The following is a 19,429-nucleotide window of genomic DNA, read 5'->3' on the forward strand; positions in this document are numbered from 1 at the left end:
CTCCACGGCCGCCTCGGCGCGGGGAAAGACGGGACGGTCGCCGTACTCGGCGATGCATACGGGGCCGGGACGGGCGCTGACAGCGGTGTACGGCGTCTTCGCGCTCTCGGCCACGGCCCGGGCGGGCTATCAGCTCATCCGCGAGTTCGACGTTGCGCCGATCGCGTATTCGCTGTCCGCCATGGCTGCGGTGATCTACATCCTCGCCACGGTCTGCTTGGTCATCGGCAACCGGGTCTCACACCGGATCGCCGTCGCCGCCTGCGCGATCGAGTTCGTCGGCGTCATCGTCGTCGGCATCCTCAGCCACACCCATCCCGAGGACTTCGCGAAGCCGTCGGTGTGGTCGAACTTCGGCAGCGGGTACGGCTATATTCCGCTGCTCCTGCCGCTCATCGGCCTGTGGTGGCTGCTGCGCGTCGGCCGCCGCGCCAGCCGCAGCAACCGCAGTTGAGCCGCGCCAGCCGCAGCTGAGTCGCGCATGAGCGGGCTCAAAGTTCATATGCCGTGATCTCGATCCGTGCGTATGAATTTCGAACCCGCTGGTGTTTGGAACCCGCGCGTGCTGACACGACGAGCGGCCAGTGCCCACCGCGGCTGACGCACCGCGCCCAACACAGCTGCACCCGGGTCACTCCACCTTGGAGGACAAGACGTTCCAGTCGGTGGCGACTGCGGTGAGTTCGTCACCGGTTCGCATCAGCACATAGGGGTGCGCGGTGTCGACCGTGATGGTGTCGCCCTCTTTGTCGTTCGTCTTCACGGCTTCGACGGTGTCGCCGAGGTCGAGAGCGTAGTCCGACGGCGCCTTGATCGTCAGCGTGCAGCGCACTTCGCCCATTCCGATCGCACCGTGCTCGGTGCTCAAACTCATGTCCTCGAACTTGAGGTCCTCATAGGGCTTGCAGTCGATGTCGACCTTGTCGAAGCCGGAGTCCTTGTCCCGCAGGTCACCCACGTAGTCGCGGAATCCCTTGAATCCGCCCTCCTTGAGTCCGTCGGGTCCCCCTGACTTCGCTTTGCCGTCGACGAGGAACGACGAGACGTCATCGGAGGCGGTCGTCATCTCGTCGGCGAAGTCCTCGGGGCCCTCCTCGACGGCTCCGCTGTCATCGGCCATCAGCGTCGGCATCTGGTCAGCGGGGATATAGGATGCCGAGCGCACGAGCGGATCGGTCGAGGCCGATTCCCGCGTCACCAGCATCACCTGGGTCAGCTGCTCGTCGCCGTCCGTGGAACTCTTGTCGGCGGTGCCGAAGGCGTAGAACCACATCGGGTATTCGGTGAAGTTCGGGCTGCCGGCGACGACCTCGGTGAAGTTCGGCGCACGCAGCTTCTGCTTCGCCTTGTCCGCGATCTGGATCTGCGCGCGGGTGTGGTCGATGAGCGGTGCCGCCTGGATCTTGTCGAGGTCGGTGCCCTTGTCGCCGAGCGTCTTGTCCAGCGATTCCGTGTAGTTCGTCATGAACTTCCCGGCCTCACCGGGGCGGACCGCGGTGCGTTCGTACGGAGTGACGTCCGGGCTGCTGGGTTTGGCGATCGGCAAGTCCGCACAGCCGCTGAGCACGAGTCCGGTGCCCAACACCGAGGCCGTCACCGCGCGGAAGGACCGCCGGTTCCGCAGATCCCGTCGCCGAGGCGGCGCTTGGCCGGCCGTGTCCGGCTGCACTGTCGAGATCGGCTGGGTCGCCAGACCCGGCTCGCCCTTGACCGGACGGTCAGCGGCCGGTCCCCTGTCGTCACGGCCGCTGCGGCCGGAGCCGTCTGAGGGACCGTCTTCGCCGCCGTCGGAGTCGCTGCCGCCGCCCGCGGGTCCGCCGCCCGCGGGTCCGCCGCCCGCGGGTCCGCCGCCCGCGGGTCCGCTGTTGTCCGAGCTGCCGGTGTCCTTCTTCGGCGGGCGGATGCGTGAGGCCCACCAGCGCATGAAGAAGAACACGGAGAATCCGGCGAGGATGATGGCGCCGGCAATGCCGAGCAGGCTGAGTGCGAACACGCCCTTGACGCGCATCTGGAGGCTCACCGTCGTTCCCTCGAGACTGTCATCGGAGTTCGCAGGCGCGATGACGAGCACCTGCGGCTGCGCATCGAGGTCGAAGGTCTTCGCGACCGTCTGCCCCGTATCTGTGCTGATCCACCAGTCGCGGTCGGCGATATCGGCCTCCGGCTTGTCATCACCGGGAGTGAACCGATGGGAGGCGGAGTTCGGGAACGAGACATCACTGATCTGCTCCTGTGCCACACCGTCGAGGTAGCTGTCGGCGTCGACGCCGCTGGCGGTGCCGACGAACAGCTCCGTGCCCTTCGAGTTCTTCGCCGTCACGGTCACGCTCGAACCCGAGTAGGGCACGATCGCCTCGTCGAGGACGACGGCGTAGGCTCCGTCCCTGACTGTGAAGGCCGGCGTCTCGGTGATCTCGTCGGTGCCGACGACCGAGAGCGCAGAGATGACCAGTCCGGCTAGCGTAAGTGCCGCTACGCCGAAGAGGACGGCGGTGATGAGTCGGATTCGCTGGATCAGAACAATGCCCTCATGAGTGCGGTCCGTGCCTTGGTCACGGCTGGATCGTCGGCGCCGAGGACCTCGAAGAGATCGAGGACGCGCAGGCGCAGGGATTCCTTCTCATCGCCCGTGGAGGTGCGGATGAGAGAGATGAGTCGGTTGAAGGCACCGGCGGCGTTGCCGCTGACGACTTCGGCATCGGCGGCTGCCTTCGCGGCTTCGACGTCCTTGGGGTCGGCATCGGCGGCAGCGATGAGGTCGGCCGGTTCCTGGTCGATGAGGCGGCGACCCAGTCCGGCCCGGGCTAGACCGAACTTCGCCTCTTCGTCGGCCGGAGAGTTCGCCAGCGCAGCCTTGAACAAGCTCTCAGCGGTGTCGAAGTCGCCCTTGGCCAGAGCCTCTTCGGCTTCCGGGTGGGCGGGGCCGGCCGGTTCGGGTTCGGCTTCCCCGGTGACGGCGTGCCCGGTCACGCCGTTCTCACCGGCGAGCTTGAGCAGTTCGTCGAAGTATGCCTGGACCTGCGGTTCGGGCAGAGCACTCTGGAACAGCGGCACGGGCTGGCCCTTGATGAGGGCGACGACCGTGGGGATCGACTGGACGCCGAAGGCCTGCTGCAGACGCGGGTTCGCATCGACGTCGACCTTGGCCAGCACGAGGCGTCCCCCATAGGAGGTGACGACGTGTTCGAGGATGGGCGAGAGCTGTTTGCAGGGTTCGCACCATTCGGCCCACAGGTCGATGACGACGGGCACGCGGTCGGACATCGCCACCAGGCTGGTGAAGGTCGACTCATCGACATCGAAGACCAGTCCGGGAACGGCGACCGCATTCGGGTCCCCTCCGGCCTGGCCGCCGGCGGCACCGGCACCCGCACCGGCCTGTCCGCCCTGTTCGGCCGGCATATTCTTGCTGCGCACCGCCGACAGGTCGAGTCCCTGATCGGGCTGTGCGTTCTCCTGCGAGGGATCCATTGACACGTGGTCTCCTTTGTGACGCGGTCGGTGGGCTCGGTGCAAACCGTGACGCACCTGGTCCATGCTTTTCCAACAGAACGTATCAACACCGGTGCGCCCACGGCTATTTCTGTAGCCGTCAGGGAAGTAGCACCACGGTGCCGACCCTTCCGCCTCAGCCTGCTTCGGCTCCGGCGAGAGTCTCGAGACCGCCGATGAGTCTGACCTTGCCGTCCTTGGGCATGAGGAAGGTGAGCACCTGGGTGGTCTTCGTCGTCACCGGGTCCTTGGTCGTCGCAGAGCCGACGAGTTCCTTCTGCGGCGATGACAGGGTCAGGGTGCCGGTGCGTCCCTCTTTCGATTCGGGGCTGATCGTCGATTCGGCGTCGATGACTCCGGTGACGATGGCGGCGTCCCCGGCGGTGCCCTGCGCGACGAGCTCCTTGCCCGGGGTGTACTTGTACTTCACCTCGGCATTGCCTTCTTCGGCGCTGGCCTTCTGCTCCTTCTGGTTCTTCCAGATGGACTTCGAGAAGTCATCGGAGTCGAATTTCTTCGCCTCCTTCGAGTCCGCTCCGCTGCCGAGGGCCTTCGCGTAGTCGGCGACGGCCTTCTCCGGAGTCGTGACGAAGTCCTTGGATCCGGGCTCGAGCATCGTCGCGCCCTGACGCGAGTCGGGCAGTTCGGGCAGCTTCGTGCCGGCCGTCAGCTGGGTCTGCGACCACAGTTTGTAGTTGCTGCGCGGATCCTCCTGGGTCAGCACGAGCAGCTGCGAGCTCCCTCCGGCAGAGGTGATCAGGCTGGTCACGCGCGGCCAGGCATCGGTGGCCGAGGTGTAGTTGGCGACGATCTCGTCGCTGGCCACGGCCGGTGCCATCTTCTGGTCGTCGACGTCTTCCTTGATCGTGTACAGGTCTTCGCGCTGTTTGAGAGCAGGGCCGGCGGCACGTTCGGCCAGCGCCTTCTTGTCGGTCTTCTTGTCTGCGGCCTTGATGTCGGTGGCGACAGAGTCGAGGATCCGCTTGGCCTGGTCGTCGGTGACTCCCGCGGCCGCTGAGCTCGGCGCCTCGGACGGTTCGGGCTTCGGCAGCTCTTCGGGCCCGCAGGCGCTGAGTGCGAGCACGGGGACGACGGCGAATGCGGTGCCATATTCGGCGAGCTTGCGGCGACGTTCCTGGCGGGCCTTGCGTCGGTTCGCTTCCTTCTTCGAATTGTTCGCGCCGAGGACGAGGAGGACGACGCCGCTGATGAAGACGACACCTCCGATGATCATCAGCGGCAGCGCCCAGGGGGTGTCTGCGTGGTTGGGCCAGGTCAGCGTCACGGATTTGACCGCTCCGGCTTCACCGTCACCGGCGATGAGGAAGCCGGTTCGGTTGGCATCGTCGTTCCACTCCAGTTCCACCGAATCGGTGCCGGTGACTTCCGACTGCCACAGATCGGCACCGGCCGGGTTGGGCACCTTGCCTTCACCGTCGGTCGCCTTGGTCGTGAGCTTTCCGCCTTCGGCGAGACCGGTGATGCGGTCGTAGGCGGACTGTCCTGCCCAGGCTTCGACGTTCTCGATCGGAGCTTGGGCGATCGTGAGGTCGCCGCTGCCCTTGACCGTGAGGGTGGTCGGGGTTTCGTAGAGGTTGAGCATTCCGGGGTCGACGATGACTGCCGGTTTGTCGGCGTCGATCTGTGCGGTGGCAGTGATCGTTTCCTCCGGCGCCCACAGGGTCTTCTGCAGGATGCCGAGGCCACCGACGACGACACCCACCACCATGAGGATCACAGCGAATGTGTAGCGCACGTGCGTACCTTCCCTCAGCCGAGCAAAAATGGCACCCCAGTTCGGGGACTCTCCAAGTTTAAGTCACATGCCGGACATCGCCTTTGTGCGCACGCTCAGTGTGTGTCGACGTTCACACGCCCGCCCCGGAATGTCCCGATCATTGGCCCCTGGCCTAAGCTGGGCGGGTGAGCAACGACAGAATTGTGTGGATCGACTGCGAAATGACCGGCCTCGACGAGGTGCGGGACGAACTCATCGAGGTGGCCGCGATCGTCACCGACTTCGAGCTCAACCCCCTCGACGAGGGAATCGACATCGTCATCAGGCCTTCGGCGGATGCCCGGGCGAACATGAATGAGTTCGTCACGAATATGCACACCACCTCGGGTCTGATCACCGAACTCGACGCGGGCACCACCGTCGCCGAGGCGCAGGCCCAGGTCCTCGAATACGTGAAGAAGCATGTCCCGAGTCCGGCAAGGCTCCGCTGGGCGGGAATTCGGTCGGCACCGACAAGGTGTTCCTGAACAAGCAGATGCCCGAACTCGTCGAGCACCTGCACTACCGGATCATCGACGTCTCCTCGGTCAAGGAACTGGCCAAGCAGTGGTTCCCCCGCGCCTACTTCCAGGCACCGGCGAAGCACGGCGGGCACCGCGCGCTCGGCGACATCATCGACTCGATCATCGAGCTCCAGTACTACCGGAGGGCCGTGTTCTCCGCCGAGGGACCGAGCTCCGACGAGGCGAAGTCGATTGCCGCCGAGGTGGCCGAGACCTACCCGAAGCAGACCGACGAGGACTGACCGCCGCCTTCCGAAGCGATCGTGAGCACCAGCCCGGTTCCGCAGATGCGGAACCGGGCTGATCATTCTCTGAGACCGGTCGGATCTGAACCCGACCTTTCGATATGATGGTTTCATCATGCCATTGGATCAGCTTCAGCGCCCCCTGTACGAGGTCAAGGCGAACCTCTTCAAGGGCCTCGCCCACCCCTTCCGCATCCGCATCCTCGAGCTCCTCTCCGGCAACGACGAGGTCAGTGTGGCCGATCTGCAGGCAGAGACCGCGCTCGAGGCCTCGCACCTCTCGCAGCATCTCGCGGTACTGCGGCGCCACCGTCTCGTCGAATCCGAACGTCGGGCCAGCCATGTCTACTATCGTCTGGCCGACCGGCGCACCGCAGAGCTGCTCGCGGTGGCCAGGAGCCTGCTGCTGACGATGCTCGAAGACGATGAGCAGCGACTCGCTGAAGCCCGGTCACTGCCGAAGATCCCGGGCGCGGATACCGCATGAGCCCGGCATCGCTGCTGCGCCGCACCCGGTCTCTGCTGCCGTCGGTCGCCGACTACCGTGAGACCCGCCGCTCCTGGCCGAAGGACCTGCTGGCCGGAGCCACCGTCGGCATCGTCGCCCTGCCTTTGGCGCTGGGGTTCGGAGTCAGCTCCGGTCTCACGGCTGAGCAGGGACTCATCACCGCGATCGTCGCTGGCTTCTTCGCTGCTGTCTTCGGCGGTTCGCACCTGCAGATCTCCGGTCCAACCGGTGCCATGGCCGTGGTGCTCGTGCCGATCGTGGCCAGTCACGGCGCCGAGGCGGTCATCACGGTCACCCTCATCGCCGGGCTCATCGTCGTCGCCGCCGGTCTGCTGCGTTTGGGGCGGACAGTGTCGTTCATTCCGTGGCCGGTGATCGAGGGGTTCACGATCGGCATCGCAGCGATCATCTTCCTCCAGCAGATTCCGTTCGTCACGACTCCGCGCTATCTGGCACCGGGTGAGGTGAGCATGAATGCCTTCGCGGCAGCCGTGCAGCTCATCTCGGATGCGGACTGGTCGTATCTGCCCTATTCTCTGGGCGCTGTGGCGATCGTCGCCGTGTGCATGGTGGTCTCCCCGAAGATCCATTCCGCGATTCCCGGATCGCTGGTCGGCATCATCATCGTCACCGTGCTGTCTGGAATCATTCCGAACCCGTTGGCCACGATCGAGGCGATCCCCCAGTCCTTGCCTGCCCCGAGCATTCCCGTCATCGATCCTGCCGTTCTGCCGGCTCTGCTGCCGGCTGCGGGCACGATCGCCGCGCTCGCCGCCATCGAATCGCTGCTCTCGGCCAGGGTCGCCTCGTCGATGTCCGATGCCGGTGCCTACCAGCCCGATCGGGAGCTCGTCGGTCAGGGTGTTGCGTCGATCGGGTCCTCGTTGTTCGGCGGCATGCCCGCCACCGGTGCGATCGCCCGCACCTCGGTGAATATCCGGGCCGGAGGGCGCACACGTCTGGCTTCGATCACCCATGCGGCGGTGCTGCTGCTCATCGTGTTGGTGGCAGCGGCTCCGGTGAGTCAGATCCCGTTGGCCGCCCTTGGCGGAGTCCTCTTCGTCACCGCAGTGCGCATGATCGACCTTGAGACGATGCGCTCGATTCTGCGCTCGACGAAATCCGATGCCTTCGGGTTCGTCATCACTGCGCTCATCACCGTCTCCTTCGACCTCATCGTGGCTGTGGGCATCGGTGTCGTCGTGGCGGCGTTCTTCGCTCTGCGGAAACTGTCCGCAACGACCTCGGTTCGCATCGAACGACTTTCGGAAACAGAGGCCGCTCAGCCAGGCGACGAGAAGATCGCGATCGTCCATTTCCGAGGACCGCTGTTCTTCGCTTCGGCCGATCGCATCTCCGATGAGGTCATGGAACTCAATGGAGTCTCGGTCGTCGTGCTGCGGATGTCGCAGCTCGAACTCGTCGATGCCACCGGAGCTCATATCCTCACCGAAATGGTCACGGCTCTCGAACGCCGCGGGATCACGGTGCTCATCAAAGGCGTCAGGGACAGTCAGGCCGGACTGTTCGAACAGGTCGGAGTGCTCGCCGCCCTGCGCCACCACCGGCACCTGTTCGATGAGCTGCCGGCGGCACTCGACCACGCTCGCTCTCATGTGGAGCGGGCACACCAGAGCTGAATCAGCTTCAGCCGGCCTTCTTCTCGGGCCGCGCGAAGATGTTCGACGGGAAGGCACCGGACTTCGCGATCACGCGCAGCAGGTCACGGCTGGGGGCGAGCAGCGATTCGATCGTCGCATCGTCGAGCACCGACCAAGCGGTGGCGACGGTGCCGTCGGTCAGTGCTTCGACCTGTTCCTTCAGGTCCCGTCCCGCCTCGGTGATGGTAGGCAGGTCGAAACCGCGGTCGTCCTTCTCCACGGTGATCAGCCCCGCCTCGGCGAGTCGGGTCTGTCCGGTCTGCCATTCCTCGTCGGTGTAGCCGCGGGTCTTCTGTGCTGCTCGCGGACGGAATCCGGCTCCGGTCGCGACATCGAGCATGAGAGCGTCGATTCCGGGCACACCGGCGGTGACGAGGGAGGCGACATGGCCGTCGCCGCGGAATTCGCGGGCCACGGTGGCCACGTCCCACAGCTTCTCGAAAGCGGTGTTCGCTTGGTGGGAGCCGATGACGTCGGCGGTGGCCGCGGACAGGGGCCGCCCGGCGAAGTCCATGGCGGTGAGCACGGGGGTCAGCGTTTCGGTCAGCTGGGTGGCCGCCTCGGTGAGCAGGGCGATATCGTCACGGTCGCCGAAGAGTTCGGCCATGTACGCGCTCACGGCGTCGAAGCGGGCCTCGATCATCTGCTCGGGAGTGACCGTCTCCCAGATGCGGGGCAGCATCTCGGCGATGAAGTTCGGGGAGTAGTTGTAATAGGCGGCGGACACGACTCCGGGATTCACCCGTCCCAACGGGGCCGACCGGGCGGCCATATTGCCTTCGACGCCGGGCGCGAGTCCCTGTTCGGCGTACTTTGCGCCGACCGTCTGTGAGAAGTAGATCGATGAGTGGAACGAGCTGATGCGGGCCGAGACCGTTCTGATGTTCTGTGTGCGCTGGGAATCCATATCGTCATCCTATGGGCGGTCCCGTCCCAGGTAAATGGGTCTGCGCGGGCATCGTCGCCACCGAGATCGACGCAGGAGATTAGCGCAGGGTCATAGGACCTAAATCGTTTCGCCCTCCCCCGAGGCGACCGGACTTCCGCGTTGATCCGCGCACCGGCGCGCCCCTCCGGTCGTGTCCATTTGCCGCGTCAGAACCCGGTGCTACCGTCTGAGCATGGAGTGACACGGACCGTTTGCGACCACGGCATCGTCCCGGTCGGAAGCCATCCGCCAACCGCATCAGCACAGCGTCCGGCTTGGAGGTCAGATGAGGATCGCACTGTTCGCCACCTGCATCGTCGATGCGATGTATCCCGAGGTTGCGCAGGCAACCGTGAGTATTCTGCGCCGGCTCGGCCATGAGGTGATCTTCCCCGAAGGCCAGTCGTGTTGCGGGCAGATGCACATCAACTCCGGTAAGTTCGCGCAGGCCGAACCGGTCATCGCCAATCACGTCCGCGCCTTCACGAGCACCGAATGGGATGTCGCCGTCGCCCCGTCCGCCTCCTGCGTGGCCTCGCTCGGCCACCAGCAGCCGATGGTCGCCACCCGGGTGGGCAATGATGCCCTGGCGTCCGAGGCCGCCGAGGTGGCCGGCCGCACCTACGAGCTCACCCAGTTCCTCACCGACGTCCAAGGCGTCACGGATGCCGCTACCGATCTCGGTTCCTATTTCCCGCACCGGGTGACGTATCACCCGTCGTGCCACGGAATGCGGTTGCTGCGCCTCGGCGATCGGCAGTCCTCCCTCGTCCGGTCCGTCGAGGGCATCGACTTCGTCGAACTGCCTCTGGCCGATTCCTGCTGCGGGTTCGGCGGCACCTTCTCCGTGAAGAACCCGGAGGTGTCCTCGGCGATGCTCGCCGACAAGGTGCGCACGATCCAGGCGACCGAAGCCGATGTCTGCACCGGCGGCGATGTCTCCTGTCTGCTGCACATCGGCGGCGGAATGTCGCGGTTCGAACGCACCGGCAGCTTCGACGGCGCCCCGGACGTCACCGCCGTGCATGTGAAGGAGACGAGCTCGACCGATGAGCATGGGCACACGACCGAGACGCTGACGACGGTCGTCGGGGCCGACGATGATGACCACCTCGCCCCAGGCCATCGGGGCACCTCTCCGTCCGAGCCGAGCCGCACCCAGTCCGGGTTCCGCGTCGGTCAAGCCGCGGTCCATCTGGCCCGGATCCTCGCGTCGACGAGGGAGGACCCGCTGCGGGCGCCGAGCGAAGGAGCAGAAGTGAGCGGAGGGAGCCTGCGATGACCTTTCTGGGAATGCCGCTGCTGCCGTCGAAGCGACGCAGCGATCTGCCCGGCGGGCAGGGCAACATCATCGAAGCCGAGGCCTTTCCCGAGGTCTCACACCAGCATCTGAGCAACCAGCAGCTGCGCAACAACATCGGCCACGCCACCTCGACGATCCGGTCGAAGCGCGCCGAGGTCGTCTCCGAGCTCGACGACTGGGAGAACCTGCGCGACGCCGGTGAGGCCACGAAGAACGAAGTGATGGAGAACCTGCCCGAGTACCTCGCGCAGTTCGAAGAGGCATTCACCGCCGCCGGCGGCATCATCCACTGGGCCCGTGACGCCGATGAGGCCAATGCCATCGTCACCGAACTCGTCGAGGACAATGCGCCGGTGCTCGAGACCGGCCGCCGCGAGGTCATCAAGGTCAAGTCGATGGCCACCCAGGAGATCGGTCTCAACGAGCACCTCGAGGCCGAGGGCATCGATGCGTTCGAGACGGATCTGGCCGAACTCATCGTCCAGCTCGGCGAGGACAAACCCAGCCACATCCTCGTTCCCGCCATCCACCGCAACCGGGATGAGATCCGTGAGATCTTCATGGACAAGATGCCCGACGCCGGGGAACTGACGAACGAACCTGCCGTCCTCGCCGAGGCGGCCCGCCGACATCTGCGCCACAAATTCCTCACCACCAAGGTCGCGATCTCCGGAGCGAACTTCGGTATCGCGGAGACCGGCACCCTCGGAGTGGTCGAGTCCGAGGGCAACGGGCGCATGTGCCTGACCCTGCCGGAGACGCTCATCACCGTCATGGGCATCGAGAAGCTGCTGCCGAGGTTCGCCGATCTCGAGGTGTTCCTGCAGCTGCTGCCACGCTCGTCGACGGGTGAGCGGATGAACCCGTACACCTCGTTCTGGACGGGGAAGTCCGAGGGAGACGGTCCACAGAACGTCCATCTCGTTCTCCTCGACAACGGACGCACTCGGGCGCTGGCCGATGAGCACGGACGTGCGGCGCTCAATTGCATCCGCTGCTCGGCATGCATGAACGTCTGCCCCGTCTACGAACGCACCGGCGGCCACGCCTACGGCTCGACCTATCCGGGACCGATCGGAGCGATCCTCTCCCCGCTGCTCACAGGAGTCGAAGAGCAGGGCAACGGTTCACTGCCGTACGCGTCGAGCCTGTGCGGCGCCTGCTACGACGTGTGCCCCGTGAAGATCAATATCCCGGAGATCCTCGTCCATCTGCGGGGCGAAGATGTCAAAGCCAACCACTCCCCTGTGTCCTCCCAGCTCGACGCCGCCCTCACCGGCGCGTCGTGGATGATGGGCGACGGGAAGCGGATGGCCGCGGCGGAGAAGGGACTGCCTCTCGCGCACAAGGTCACCGGCGGCGAGCAGATCAACGCTCTGCCCGGAATCGCCGGCGCCTGGACCTCGAGCCGCGACATCCCGGCCCTGCCCGAGAAGAGCTTCCGACAGCTGTGGGCCGAAGAGGAAGCGAACGACCGCGACGAGGAGGGACAGCGATGAGCGATACCGCCCGCGAGGAGATCCTCGCCCGCATCAGTGAGGCCCTCGGTCGCCGCGGCGGCGGGGAATACGTGTCGTCGTCTCCGCGCACAGCGGTACCGGGCACCGGCGGCACGGCAGATGCCGTATCCGGCGGGGTCGCCTCGGCGAAGCCTGCCGCCACGGCCGCCGACGCCGGATACCACCATGAGGGCACGCACACTGGTGAGGACCTCGTCGAGCTGCTCATCGACCGCCTCGTCGACTACAAAGCCAACGTCCACCGCGCCGACGGCGACCCGAGCGCAACGATCGCCGAACTCATCGGCGACCACTCCTCGGTCGTCGTCCCCCGCGGTCTCGACTCGTCCTGGCTGGAGGGGTACTCCGGTGATGTGCGGGTCGATGCTCCCGGTGAGGAGCTCAGCGTCGACGAGCTCGACGCTCAGGGGGCGGTGGTGACCGCCTCGGCGGTGGCGATCGCGCAGACGGGCACCATCGTCCTCGACGGATCGGGCGAGTGCGGCCGGAGGGCGATCACGCTCGTGCCCGACCATCATGTGTGCATCGTCCGGACGGACGACATCGTCGACATCGTCCCTGAGGGAATCGCTCGGCTCGACGCGCACGCACCCCTGACGTTCATCTCCGGGCCCTCGGCCACGAGCGACATCGAGCTCAGCCGGGTCGAAGGAGTGCACGGACCGCGCACCCTCGACGTCATCATTCTCAACGAGTGAGCGCAGCGGGGACGTTCGACTCTGCCGAGCCGGCGAGCGCACTCGGACCAGCGAATGCGAATGGACCGGCGAGTGCGCAACAATGGAGCCCATGACTACGGCGCAGACTCTTCAGTACCCGCAGCCGAACGAGCGGCCCCGACGTCGCCGCCGGCGGACGACGTTCATCGTCTCCGCCGTCGTCATCGTCCTCACCCTCATCATCGGCATCATCGCTGCCGACCGCATCGTCGACTACACCACGGAGCAGCGCATCGCCGACAGGCTTGCCGACTACGGAGACGCCGAGGTCTCTGTCGAAGGCTTCCCCATCCTCACGCAGCTGGCTTCCAGAGAACTGAACTCGGTGCATGTCACCGCCGATGAGGCCAACTATGAGGGCGTCGACTTCACCGATGTCAATGCGAAGCTCTATGACGTTCCCACCGGCGGGTCGAAGCCGATCGGCACCGTCGAGGGCACTGCGGTGCTCCCCCACTCGACCCTCGACGAGCTCGCCGCCGAGCATGCGAACCTGCCCGAGGGGATGTCTTTCACGACCGTCGACGGTGAGCTCTACCTCAAGGGGTCGATGCTCGGTCAGGATCTGCTCGTGGGCATCGACCCGAATGCCGACGGCAGACGGGTCGTCGTCGATGCGACGACGATCAAGCTGGGTTCGGCTGAGTTCTCCCTCGATCGCCTGCCTGGATTCCTCACCTCAGAGATCTCCGATATCGTCATCGATCTCGACTTCCTGCCCGCCGGTCTCGAACTCACCGACATTACCGCCACCGAGGCGGGACTGCAGGTGAGCCTCCACGGATCCGGGGTCAGCCTGCAGTGACCGGTTGGGGACCTGGGCGACTACGGTCGGGGCGGGCCGCCTCGGCGATCGGGTTCCTCGGCGGTCGGGTTCCTGGGGGAACCGAACCCGATTCTCGAAGATCAGTGGGGCCGAAGTGTCATCTTCGCCCGGTGGGCTCAGGGTTCGAGTGCAACAGTGGACTGGGCTCAAGCTACCTGCTCATGCAGCAGATCAGCTAGGACTTCGGCCGGTGGCACGGCCTTATGTCTCGGTGGCACGGCGCGCTGCCGGTCGGCTCCACTGTCGGGGATGACTCCCTCCATGCGCAATGCCGCTTTCCGCCTGAAAGTGTGGGTTCTGCCGCACTCGGGCACCAACGGCTACATCACCGCGTGGGGCGAGATGCAGTCGGGCACACAGCCGTTCTCACACGGAGATCTTCCGCTCCGACCCCTGGTGTGACTCTCCGACAGCTCTCATCTGCCGAGCCGACGACGTCCGCTCGAATCACGCACGGACGCTCAGCGTCGCCGAACTGAGCGCTGTCTGCACATCCACTCTTCGGGTCGATCTCTCTTGTCTGCCGACCACGAACGGGATCCCTGTGACCACTACCTCTGCACCCACCTCACGATCCGCCTCACCGAACACCCCGGGACAGCAGCTGTTCCGGGCGCTCCGCCGCGACACCGTCGGCGGCGCACTGCTCCTCATCGCCGCTGCTGCCGCTCTGATCTGGGCGAACTCCCCCGCATCGGCTGCATACTTCGCAATCCGCGACTGGGAATTCGGCTATGAACCCTGGCACCTGCGGCTGAGCATCGGACAATGGGCCGCCGACGGACTGCTCGCAGTCTTCTTCTTCCTCGTCGGCATCGAACTCAAGGCGGAATTCACCCGCGGTGACCTGCGGCGTCTCCGCACCGCCGTCGTCCCGATCACCGCGGCGGCCGGCGGAGTCCTCGTCCCCGCCCTCATCTGTGCGGCCCTTCTGCTCACCCGTCCGGAGCTGCTGCGCGGTTGGGCCATCCCCACCGCGACCGACATCGCCTTCGCCGTTGCCGTCCTCGCGATCGTCGGCTCCCACCTGCCCAAGGCGCTGCGCATCTTCCTGCTCACCCTGGCCGCGGTCGACGACCTGCTGGCGATCACCATTATCGCGGTCTTCTACACCGAGACCATCGCGATTCTCCCCCTTGCCACGGCACTCGGAGTCGTCCTCGTCTTCGGACTCGTCGCACACCGCTTCCGTCGCGTCTTCGTCGACCGTGCGTGGGCCGCGTGGGTCGTCCTCCTCTCGCTCGGCCTCATCGCCTGGGCACTCATGCACGCCTCCGGTGTCCACGCGACCATCGCCGGAGTGCTGCTGGGCTTCATGATCCCCGCCGTCGTCGGTCGTGGTTCGACCCGCACGACCGGTGACGAACACGCTCGCTCCATCGACCTCGCCGAGGCGCTCGAGCACCGTATCCGACCGCTGTCTGCCGGGTTCGCCGTTCCGGTCTTCGCCTTCTTCGCCGCCGGTGTCGATATCGGAGGACTCCACGGTCTGGCCTCCGCGTTCTCCCATCCCCTGACGTACGGGATCATGACGGCACTGATCGTCGGCAAGCCGGTCGGCATCCTCGCCTCCACGTGGCTGGTCACCCGGTTCACCGCAAGTGTGGACCCCAGCCTGCGCTGGGCCGACCTCACCGGCATCGGTCTGCTTGCCGGCATCGGCTTCACCGTCTCCCTCCTCGTCGCCGACCTCAGCTTCACCGCCGGTTCGGTCGAACACGATGTTGCGAAGGTTGCCGTTCTCAGCGCCTCACTGCTCTCGGCCGTGCTCGCCGCGCTCATCCTCACGGTCCGGAACGCCCACCACCGTCGCCGGTCTCAGGCGCTCCTTGCCGGACTCAGGCGCGAGTGAGGCCGACTCAGGAATCGATGTCCGGCGTCGGCACTGCTGTCGGGTCGGCGTCGATCGTGATCCGGACTGCGTCGATGACAGTGTGATCGCGCAGCAGCTCCTCTCCCGACACGGTCCAGGATTCTCCCTTCTTCTCCCCGCACGACTGGCCGCGCGGAGCGAAGACCTCACAGTCGACAGCGGTGATCGGTGCCGCGGACTCGATGACGAGGTCTCCAAGGTCCAGGGGTCGGACGTAGACGACGACGCCGTTGTCCTGTTCTCCGTTCAGGTCCGCGGCCGGCACGGCTGCTCCGGCAACCTCGTAGTCGAGGATTCCTCGGTGAGATCCTGCGGCGAGCCGGTCCGTGGAGAAGTCGATATCGACCGAATGCAGCTCTGTGTCGATGTGCGCCTCGCCAGCGGTCGAATCGATGGTTCCCCGCGGATTCGAATACTGAGCCCGCAGGTACGGAGGCAGCAGAGACTCGGTGTCGGGCAGGCGGAATCCGTCGTGGACTTCCCCGCCGAACCCCCATGCCGTATCGAGCGCGAGCTCGAGTTTCGTGTCCATCCGCACCGAGTAGCTGCCGTCGGCGGCGATGCTGACCGTGTGCTCGACATACTTGCTGCGCAGCGGGTTCGGTGCGGCATCCACTCCGCCGGGCGCTGCGATCACAGTCGTGATCGCCACAGCCGCTGCGAGCGCCGCCGTGACGGAAAACGCGCGACTGCGTGCGAATCTGTGCTTCATCTCGCTCATCCCTACCTTTCAGACGCGGGGATCGGGGACGCCGTCATTCCTGCAGGAGGAGCGAAGGCGATGATTTCACGGCTGTCGGCTACGGACTCCCGCCACACCACGTGCGCGCCGGTATCAGAGTCATCAGCGTCATCGACCCGAGCGAATGATTCAGCGTCACAGCCGTCGCCGAGGGCGAAGTCGACGTTGTCGGCAGGACAGTAGACGGGCCCGTCGGTGTCGATGTCGAGCGTATGTGTCTTCTGAGCGAGCTGACCATTGCCGAGGGCGGGGACGGGCACGGCGAAGAATTCCACGCCGTCCACGGAGATGAACACGTCATCGAGGGCGTATTCGAGCTCGATGACATGACGACCTTCGCTCCACTGCACGGCTTCTCCGTCGGAATCCTGCGGGGTGATTTCGACGTGCACCGCCGGATGGTCGAAGCCCTTCTGCTCCGACTCGTCGACGTCGATGTTCAGCTCTCCGAGGGCTTTCGGTGAGTCCTGAGTCGAATCGTCGGCTGTGCTCAGCTCGACTGCGCTCAGCGACGACAGTGTCGGCATCATCGCCAGTCGGCGGTCGGTTTGCGGATCTTGACCCACCCCTGCGTCACTGATCCACAGACCGACAGGTTGTCGGTTCTCGGGTGGGGTTTCGAAGATCAGCCTTTGGCGGATCTGCACGGTCCCGTCTCTGCGCGGGGCCACCTCGGTAATGGTCTCCTGCGGGGTCAGCGCATGTTCGGACAGCCTCGTGGTCTCGTGGTGGGGCGGTGTGGACCGCAGCACCAACGCGGTCACGATCACGCCGATGACGACAACGGTGACCGCGGTGAACGCGAGGCCGACGAGGAGGAGCAACTTGGTCCGTGTCATGGTTCCAACGTAGTATCGGGCCGGTGTCAGCGCAGGCACGAGCGGTGCCAGTCCTGGAACAACCGACTACAACTGCAGCAGGAGGTGCCATGCGATCGCCCATCCCGGATTTCCTCGATGAGACGCTCGAACGATTCCGACCGGACCGGTCCGGGGAGAATGCGGACTACATCCCGGACCTTGCCTCAGCGGATCCGGAGAAGCTCGCGATCTGCATCTCGACCCTCGACGGCATCGAATACACCTCCGGCGACGCCGACTTCGAGTTCTCGATCCAATCGATGTCGAAGCCCTTCATCTACGGTCTCGCCCTCGAGCAGGAGGGCCTGGCCGGAGTGCTCGAGCACGTCGGCGTCGAACCCAGCGGTGAGAAGTTCAATGAGCTCTCGCTGGACAAGAAGTCGGGCCGCCCACTCAACCCGATGATCAACGCCGGAGCCATGACCATCCACTCGCTCCTCGGCGATCCCGGTGCAGGACTGGCCGAACGCACCGAGATCGTGCGCGCGGGCCTCTCCCGCTTCGCCGGCCGGGAGCTGTCGATCGACGAATCGGTGGCCGACGGGGAGTGGCGCGAAGCCTACCGCAACGTCGCCATTGCGAACATGCTCCGCTCCTACGACATCTTCTATGACGACCCCGACGAGGTGGTCCGCGGCTATATCGAACAGTGCGCGATCACCGTCACCGTCAAAGACCTCGCCATCATGGCCTCGACGCTGGCCGGCGGCGGCATCAACCCGCTGACCGGGGAACGGGTGCTCTCCCCCAGGGTCAACCGGCAGGTGCTCGCAGTCATGATGACGTGCGGCATGTACGACGCAGCCGGCGACTGGATGACGGAGATCGGGATTCCCGCCAAGAGCGGTGTCTCCGGCGGAGTCTTCGGTGTCATGCCCGGTCAGGTCGGCATCGCCACGTTCTCCCCGCGCCTGGACAGGCACGGCACGAGCGTCCGCGGAGCGAAGATCTTCCAGGACCTCTCCGACCGCCTGAGCCTGCACATCATGGATGCTCCGGAACCGGCACGGTCGATCATCCGCCGTGACCGCCGCTTCGTCGACTCGGAGGGCAAGATGGTCCGCATCTGCAGCCTGCAGGGACTCATCCAGTGGAGCGGTTCGGAGAACGTCCTGCGCGCGATGGACGAACCCGGTTCCACCACGAACACCTTCGTCCTCGACCTGCGCCGCGTCAACGAGATCAACTCCGTCGCCCGGAGCATGCTCACCGAGGCGCTGTCACGAATGAAGGACGATGGGATCCGCGTGGTCCTGCTCGACCCCGACGACATGATGCAGTGCAGGGGACCGAACTCCGCGCTTCCGGACGTGCAGATCCTCGATTCGCTCAAATCGGTCAAGGGCCTCAAACGCATCCGCGACGACCGGCGCCGGGAGATGGCCGACCGGTCCCACTGACCGCGATGGCGGGTGATCGGTTGGCCCACCTGACAGCGACGGTGGGCGGTCGACCGGTCCCACCGACCGCGGGTCCCGACGGTCGACGAGTGCCGCCTGACCGCGACGGCGGGCGGTCGACAAGGATTTGATAAGGTGAGCCTTACCGAACCCCTGCGCCGAGGCGGCTCCTCCCTCAGAGCCCGACCGTGAGCTTCCAGGGGCACCCCGTTTGAGAAAGGCCGCCCGTGACGACCGCACCCGACACCCCCGAACGCACCGCACGACCTGCCCGCCGGCAGGCGGTGCTCACCGTCCTCGAGAGGACCGAGGTCAGCCCGCATCTGGTGCGGCTCCGCCTCGGCGGCGATACCTTCGACAACATCAGCTCGAACGATGCGACCGACAAGTACGTCAAACTCCTCTTCGCCGATCCGGCGCATGAGCTCGTCCCACCCTATGATCTGGCGCAGCTGCGCGAGGAGTCTCCCGAGAAGCTGCCGAGCCGGCGCACCTACACGGTGAGGGAGATCGACCTGGAGGAGAAGTGGCTGAGCATCGACTTCGTCATCCACGACGATGACGGAATCGCCGGTCCCTGGGCGAAGAACGCGCAGCCCGGAGACACACTCGTCCTCTCCGGAGCAGGCGGAAAGTACGCCCCCGCTGCCGAGTCCGCCTGGCACCTGCTCATCGCCGACCATTCCGCGATCCCCGCCGTGACCTCTGCCCTCGAGGCGATGCCCGCCGGAGCTGCCGGGGTCGTCCTGGCGTGCGTCACCGACGAAGCCGATCGCGTTCTGCCTGCAGCGCCTGCCGGCATCGAAGTGAGATGGGTGGACTCGGACGCAGAGCTCATTGCCGCGGTCGAGGAGCTCGAATGGCGTTCGGGCACCCCGCAGGTCTTCGCCCACGGCGAGCGCGAGACGATCAAGATCATCCGCACGATCCTCAAGGACCGCGAAGTCCCGCGGGAGTCGCTGTCGATCTCCGCCTACTGGGCCCGCGGACGCGCCGAGGACCAGTTCCAGGCCGAGAAGCGCGAACCCATCGGCCAGATCGACTGATGTGC

At 65.8% G+C, this 19,429-nt stretch carries 17 protein-coding genes and 1 pseudogene; 12 read left to right on the forward strand and 6 right to left on the reverse strand.

Annotated features, from left to right (window positions below; genetic code table 11):
- Positions 1–52: 52 nt before the first annotated feature.
- Positions 53–454 carry a hypothetical protein gene (locus CXR29_RS12125; protein ID WP_101553597.1) on the forward strand — a complete coding sequence of 134 codons (402 nt, stop codon included), beginning with the start codon at positions 53–55 and terminating at the stop codon, positions 452–454.
- A gap of 177 nt (positions 455–631) precedes the next feature.
- On the opposite strand, the gene CXR29_RS17315 is transcribed toward CXR29_RS12125, so the two are convergent.
- The 3 genes from CXR29_RS17315 to CXR29_RS12145 form a co-directional block, all read right to left on the reverse strand.
- Entirely contained in the window at positions 632–2,347 is a 1,716-nt protein-coding gene (locus CXR29_RS17315; RefSeq protein WP_164742816.1) for a hypothetical protein, read from the reverse strand.
- Between the two features lie 167 nt (positions 2,348–2,514).
- A complete protein-coding gene (locus CXR29_RS12140; RefSeq protein WP_101553595.1) occupies positions 2,515–3,471 on the reverse strand; it encodes a tetratricopeptide repeat protein in 957 nt (318 codons plus the stop codon).
- Between the two features lie 157 nt (positions 3,472–3,628).
- Positions 3,629–5,248 carry a DUF8094 domain-containing protein gene (locus CXR29_RS12145; RefSeq protein ID WP_127364648.1) on the reverse strand — a complete coding sequence of 540 codons (1,620 nt, stop codon included), beginning with the start codon at positions 5,246–5,248 and terminating at the stop codon, positions 3,629–3,631.
- 203 nt (positions 5,249–5,451) lie between these two features.
- Here CXR29_RS12145 and orn point away from each other — a divergent pair.
- From orn to CXR29_RS12160, 3 genes and pseudogenes are all read left to right on the forward strand, one after another.
- Positions 5,452–6,035, forward strand: a pseudogene (gene orn / locus CXR29_RS12150) (oligoribonuclease).
- A 118-nt stretch (positions 6,036–6,153) separates the two neighbouring features.
- Positions 6,154–6,525 carry an ArsR/SmtB family transcription factor gene (locus CXR29_RS12155; protein WP_101553593.1) on the forward strand — a complete coding sequence of 124 codons (372 nt, stop codon included), beginning with the start codon at positions 6,154–6,156 and terminating at the stop codon, positions 6,523–6,525.
- Positions 6,522–8,186: a SulP family inorganic anion transporter gene (locus CXR29_RS12160; protein WP_101553592.1), complete on the forward strand. Its 1,665-nt coding sequence runs from the start codon at positions 6,522–6,524 to the stop codon at positions 8,184–8,186. The genes CXR29_RS12155 and CXR29_RS12160 overlap by 4 nt, the downstream gene beginning before the upstream one ends.
- 7 nt (positions 8,187–8,193) lie before the next feature.
- On the opposite strand, the gene CXR29_RS12165 is transcribed toward CXR29_RS12160, so the two are convergent.
- Positions 8,194–9,114, reverse strand: a complete 921-nt coding sequence (locus CXR29_RS12165) for an SCO6745 family protein (protein WP_127364649.1) — start codon at positions 9,112–9,114, stop codon at positions 8,194–8,196.
- Between the two features lie 307 nt (positions 9,115–9,421).
- On the opposite strand from CXR29_RS12165, the gene CXR29_RS12170 reads away from it, so the two are divergent.
- From CXR29_RS12170 to nhaA, 6 genes are all read left to right on the forward strand, one after another.
- Positions 9,422–10,417 carry a (Fe-S)-binding protein gene (locus CXR29_RS12170; protein WP_127364650.1) on the forward strand — a complete coding sequence of 332 codons (996 nt, stop codon included), beginning with the start codon at positions 9,422–9,424 and terminating at the stop codon, positions 10,415–10,417.
- Positions 10,414–11,937, forward strand: a complete 1,524-nt coding sequence (locus CXR29_RS12175; RefSeq protein ID WP_241241437.1) for a LutB/LldF family L-lactate oxidation iron-sulfur protein — start codon at positions 10,414–10,416, stop codon at positions 11,935–11,937. The genes CXR29_RS12170 and CXR29_RS12175 overlap by 4 nt, the downstream gene beginning before the upstream one ends.
- Positions 11,934–12,656, forward strand: coding sequence for a LutC/YkgG family protein (locus CXR29_RS12180; RefSeq protein ID WP_127364651.1), 723 nt, complete (start codon positions 11,934–11,936; stop codon positions 12,654–12,656). Before CXR29_RS12175 ends, CXR29_RS12180 begins: the two co-directional genes overlap by 4 nt.
- A 91-nt stretch (positions 12,657–12,747) precedes the next feature.
- Positions 12,748–13,482: an LmeA family phospholipid-binding protein gene (locus CXR29_RS12185; protein WP_101595696.1), complete on the forward strand. Its 735-nt coding sequence runs from the start codon at positions 12,748–12,750 to the stop codon at positions 13,480–13,482.
- 270 nt (positions 13,483–13,752) lie between these two features.
- The gene (locus CXR29_RS17320; RefSeq protein ID WP_164742817.1) at positions 13,753–13,905 is read left to right on the forward strand and encodes a hypothetical protein; all 153 of its coding nucleotides are present in this window, start codon (positions 13,753–13,755) and stop codon (positions 13,903–13,905) included.
- 142 nt (positions 13,906–14,047) lie between these two features.
- Complete coding sequence (gene nhaA, locus CXR29_RS12190) at positions 14,048–15,355, forward strand: Na+/H+ antiporter NhaA (RefSeq protein WP_420897582.1); 1,308 nt, start codon at positions 14,048–14,050, stop codon at positions 15,353–15,355.
- 7 nt (positions 15,356–15,362) lie between these two features.
- On the opposite strand, the gene CXR29_RS12195 is transcribed toward nhaA, so the two are convergent.
- Both CXR29_RS12195 and CXR29_RS12200 read right to left on the reverse strand, forming a co-directional pair.
- On the reverse strand, positions 15,363–16,088 hold the full coding sequence (locus CXR29_RS12195; protein WP_127364653.1) for a hypothetical protein: 726 nt from the start codon (positions 16,086–16,088) through the stop codon (positions 15,363–15,365).
- A gap of 11 nt (positions 16,089–16,099) precedes the next feature.
- A complete protein-coding gene (locus tag CXR29_RS12200; RefSeq protein WP_127364654.1) occupies positions 16,100–16,957 on the reverse strand; it encodes a hypothetical protein in 858 nt (285 codons plus the stop codon).
- 89 nt (positions 16,958–17,046) lie between these two features.
- Here CXR29_RS12200 and CXR29_RS12205 point away from each other — a divergent pair, with 89 nt between their 5' ends.
- Positions 17,047–18,378 (forward strand): glutaminase, encoded by a 1,332-nt coding sequence (locus CXR29_RS12205; RefSeq protein WP_101595711.1) that lies wholly within the window; start codon positions 17,047–17,049, stop codon positions 18,376–18,378.
- 227 nt (positions 18,379–18,605) lie between these two features.
- Positions 18,606–19,424, forward strand: a complete 819-nt coding sequence (locus CXR29_RS12210; RefSeq protein ID WP_127364655.1) for a siderophore-interacting protein — start codon at positions 18,606–18,608, stop codon at positions 19,422–19,424.
- Positions 19,425–19,429: the final 5 nt, after the last annotated feature.

The organism is Brevibacterium linens (genome assembly GCF_003999335.1).
Classification (GTDB): Bacteria; Actinomycetota; Actinomycetes; order Actinomycetales; family Brevibacteriaceae; genus Brevibacterium; species Brevibacterium linens.

What these genes read in the sequence shown, in the direction of transcription:
- CXR29_RS12205 (WP_101595711.1), top strand. Translation starts at nt 17,047, where the DNA reads ATGCGATCGCCCATCCCGGATTTCCTCGATGAGACGCTCGAACGATTC.
- CXR29_RS12160 (WP_101553592.1), top strand. Translation starts at nt 6,522, where the DNA reads ATGAGCCCGGCATCGCTGCTGCGCCGCACCCGGTCTCTGCTGCCGTCG.
- CXR29_RS12180 (WP_127364651.1), top strand. Translation starts at nt 11,934, where the DNA reads ATGAGCGATACCGCCCGCGAGGAGATCCTCGCCCGCATCAGTGAGGCC.
- CXR29_RS12140 (WP_101553595.1), bottom strand. Translation starts at nt 3,471, where the DNA reads ATGGATCCCTCGCAGGAGAACGCACAGCCCGATCAGGGACTCGACCTG.
- CXR29_RS12185 (WP_101595696.1), top strand. Translation starts at nt 12,748, where the DNA reads ATGACTACGGCGCAGACTCTTCAGTACCCGCAGCCGAACGAGCGGCCC.
- CXR29_RS12200 (WP_127364654.1), bottom strand. Translation starts at nt 16,957, where the DNA reads ATGACACGGACCAAGTTGCTCCTCCTCGTCGGCCTCGCGTTCACCGCG.
- CXR29_RS12125 (WP_101553597.1), top strand. Translation starts at nt 53, where the DNA reads ATGCATACGGGGCCGGGACGGGCGCTGACAGCGGTGTACGGCGTCTTC.
- CXR29_RS17320 (WP_164742817.1), top strand. Translation starts at nt 13,753, where the DNA reads ATGACTCCCTCCATGCGCAATGCCGCTTTCCGCCTGAAAGTGTGGGTT.
- CXR29_RS12165 (WP_127364649.1), bottom strand. Translation starts at nt 9,114, where the DNA reads ATGGATTCCCAGCGCACACAGAACATCAGAACGGTCTCGGCCCGCATC.
- CXR29_RS12195 (WP_127364653.1), bottom strand. Translation starts at nt 16,088, where the DNA reads ATGAAGCACAGATTCGCACGCAGTCGCGCGTTTTCCGTCACGGCGGCG.
- CXR29_RS12170 (WP_127364650.1), top strand. Translation starts at nt 9,422, where the DNA reads ATGAGGATCGCACTGTTCGCCACCTGCATCGTCGATGCGATGTATCCC.
- CXR29_RS12175 (WP_241241437.1), top strand. Translation starts at nt 10,414, where the DNA reads ATGACCTTTCTGGGAATGCCGCTGCTGCCGTCGAAGCGACGCAGCGAT.
- CXR29_RS12155 (WP_101553593.1), top strand. Translation starts at nt 6,154, where the DNA reads ATGCCATTGGATCAGCTTCAGCGCCCCCTGTACGAGGTCAAGGCGAAC.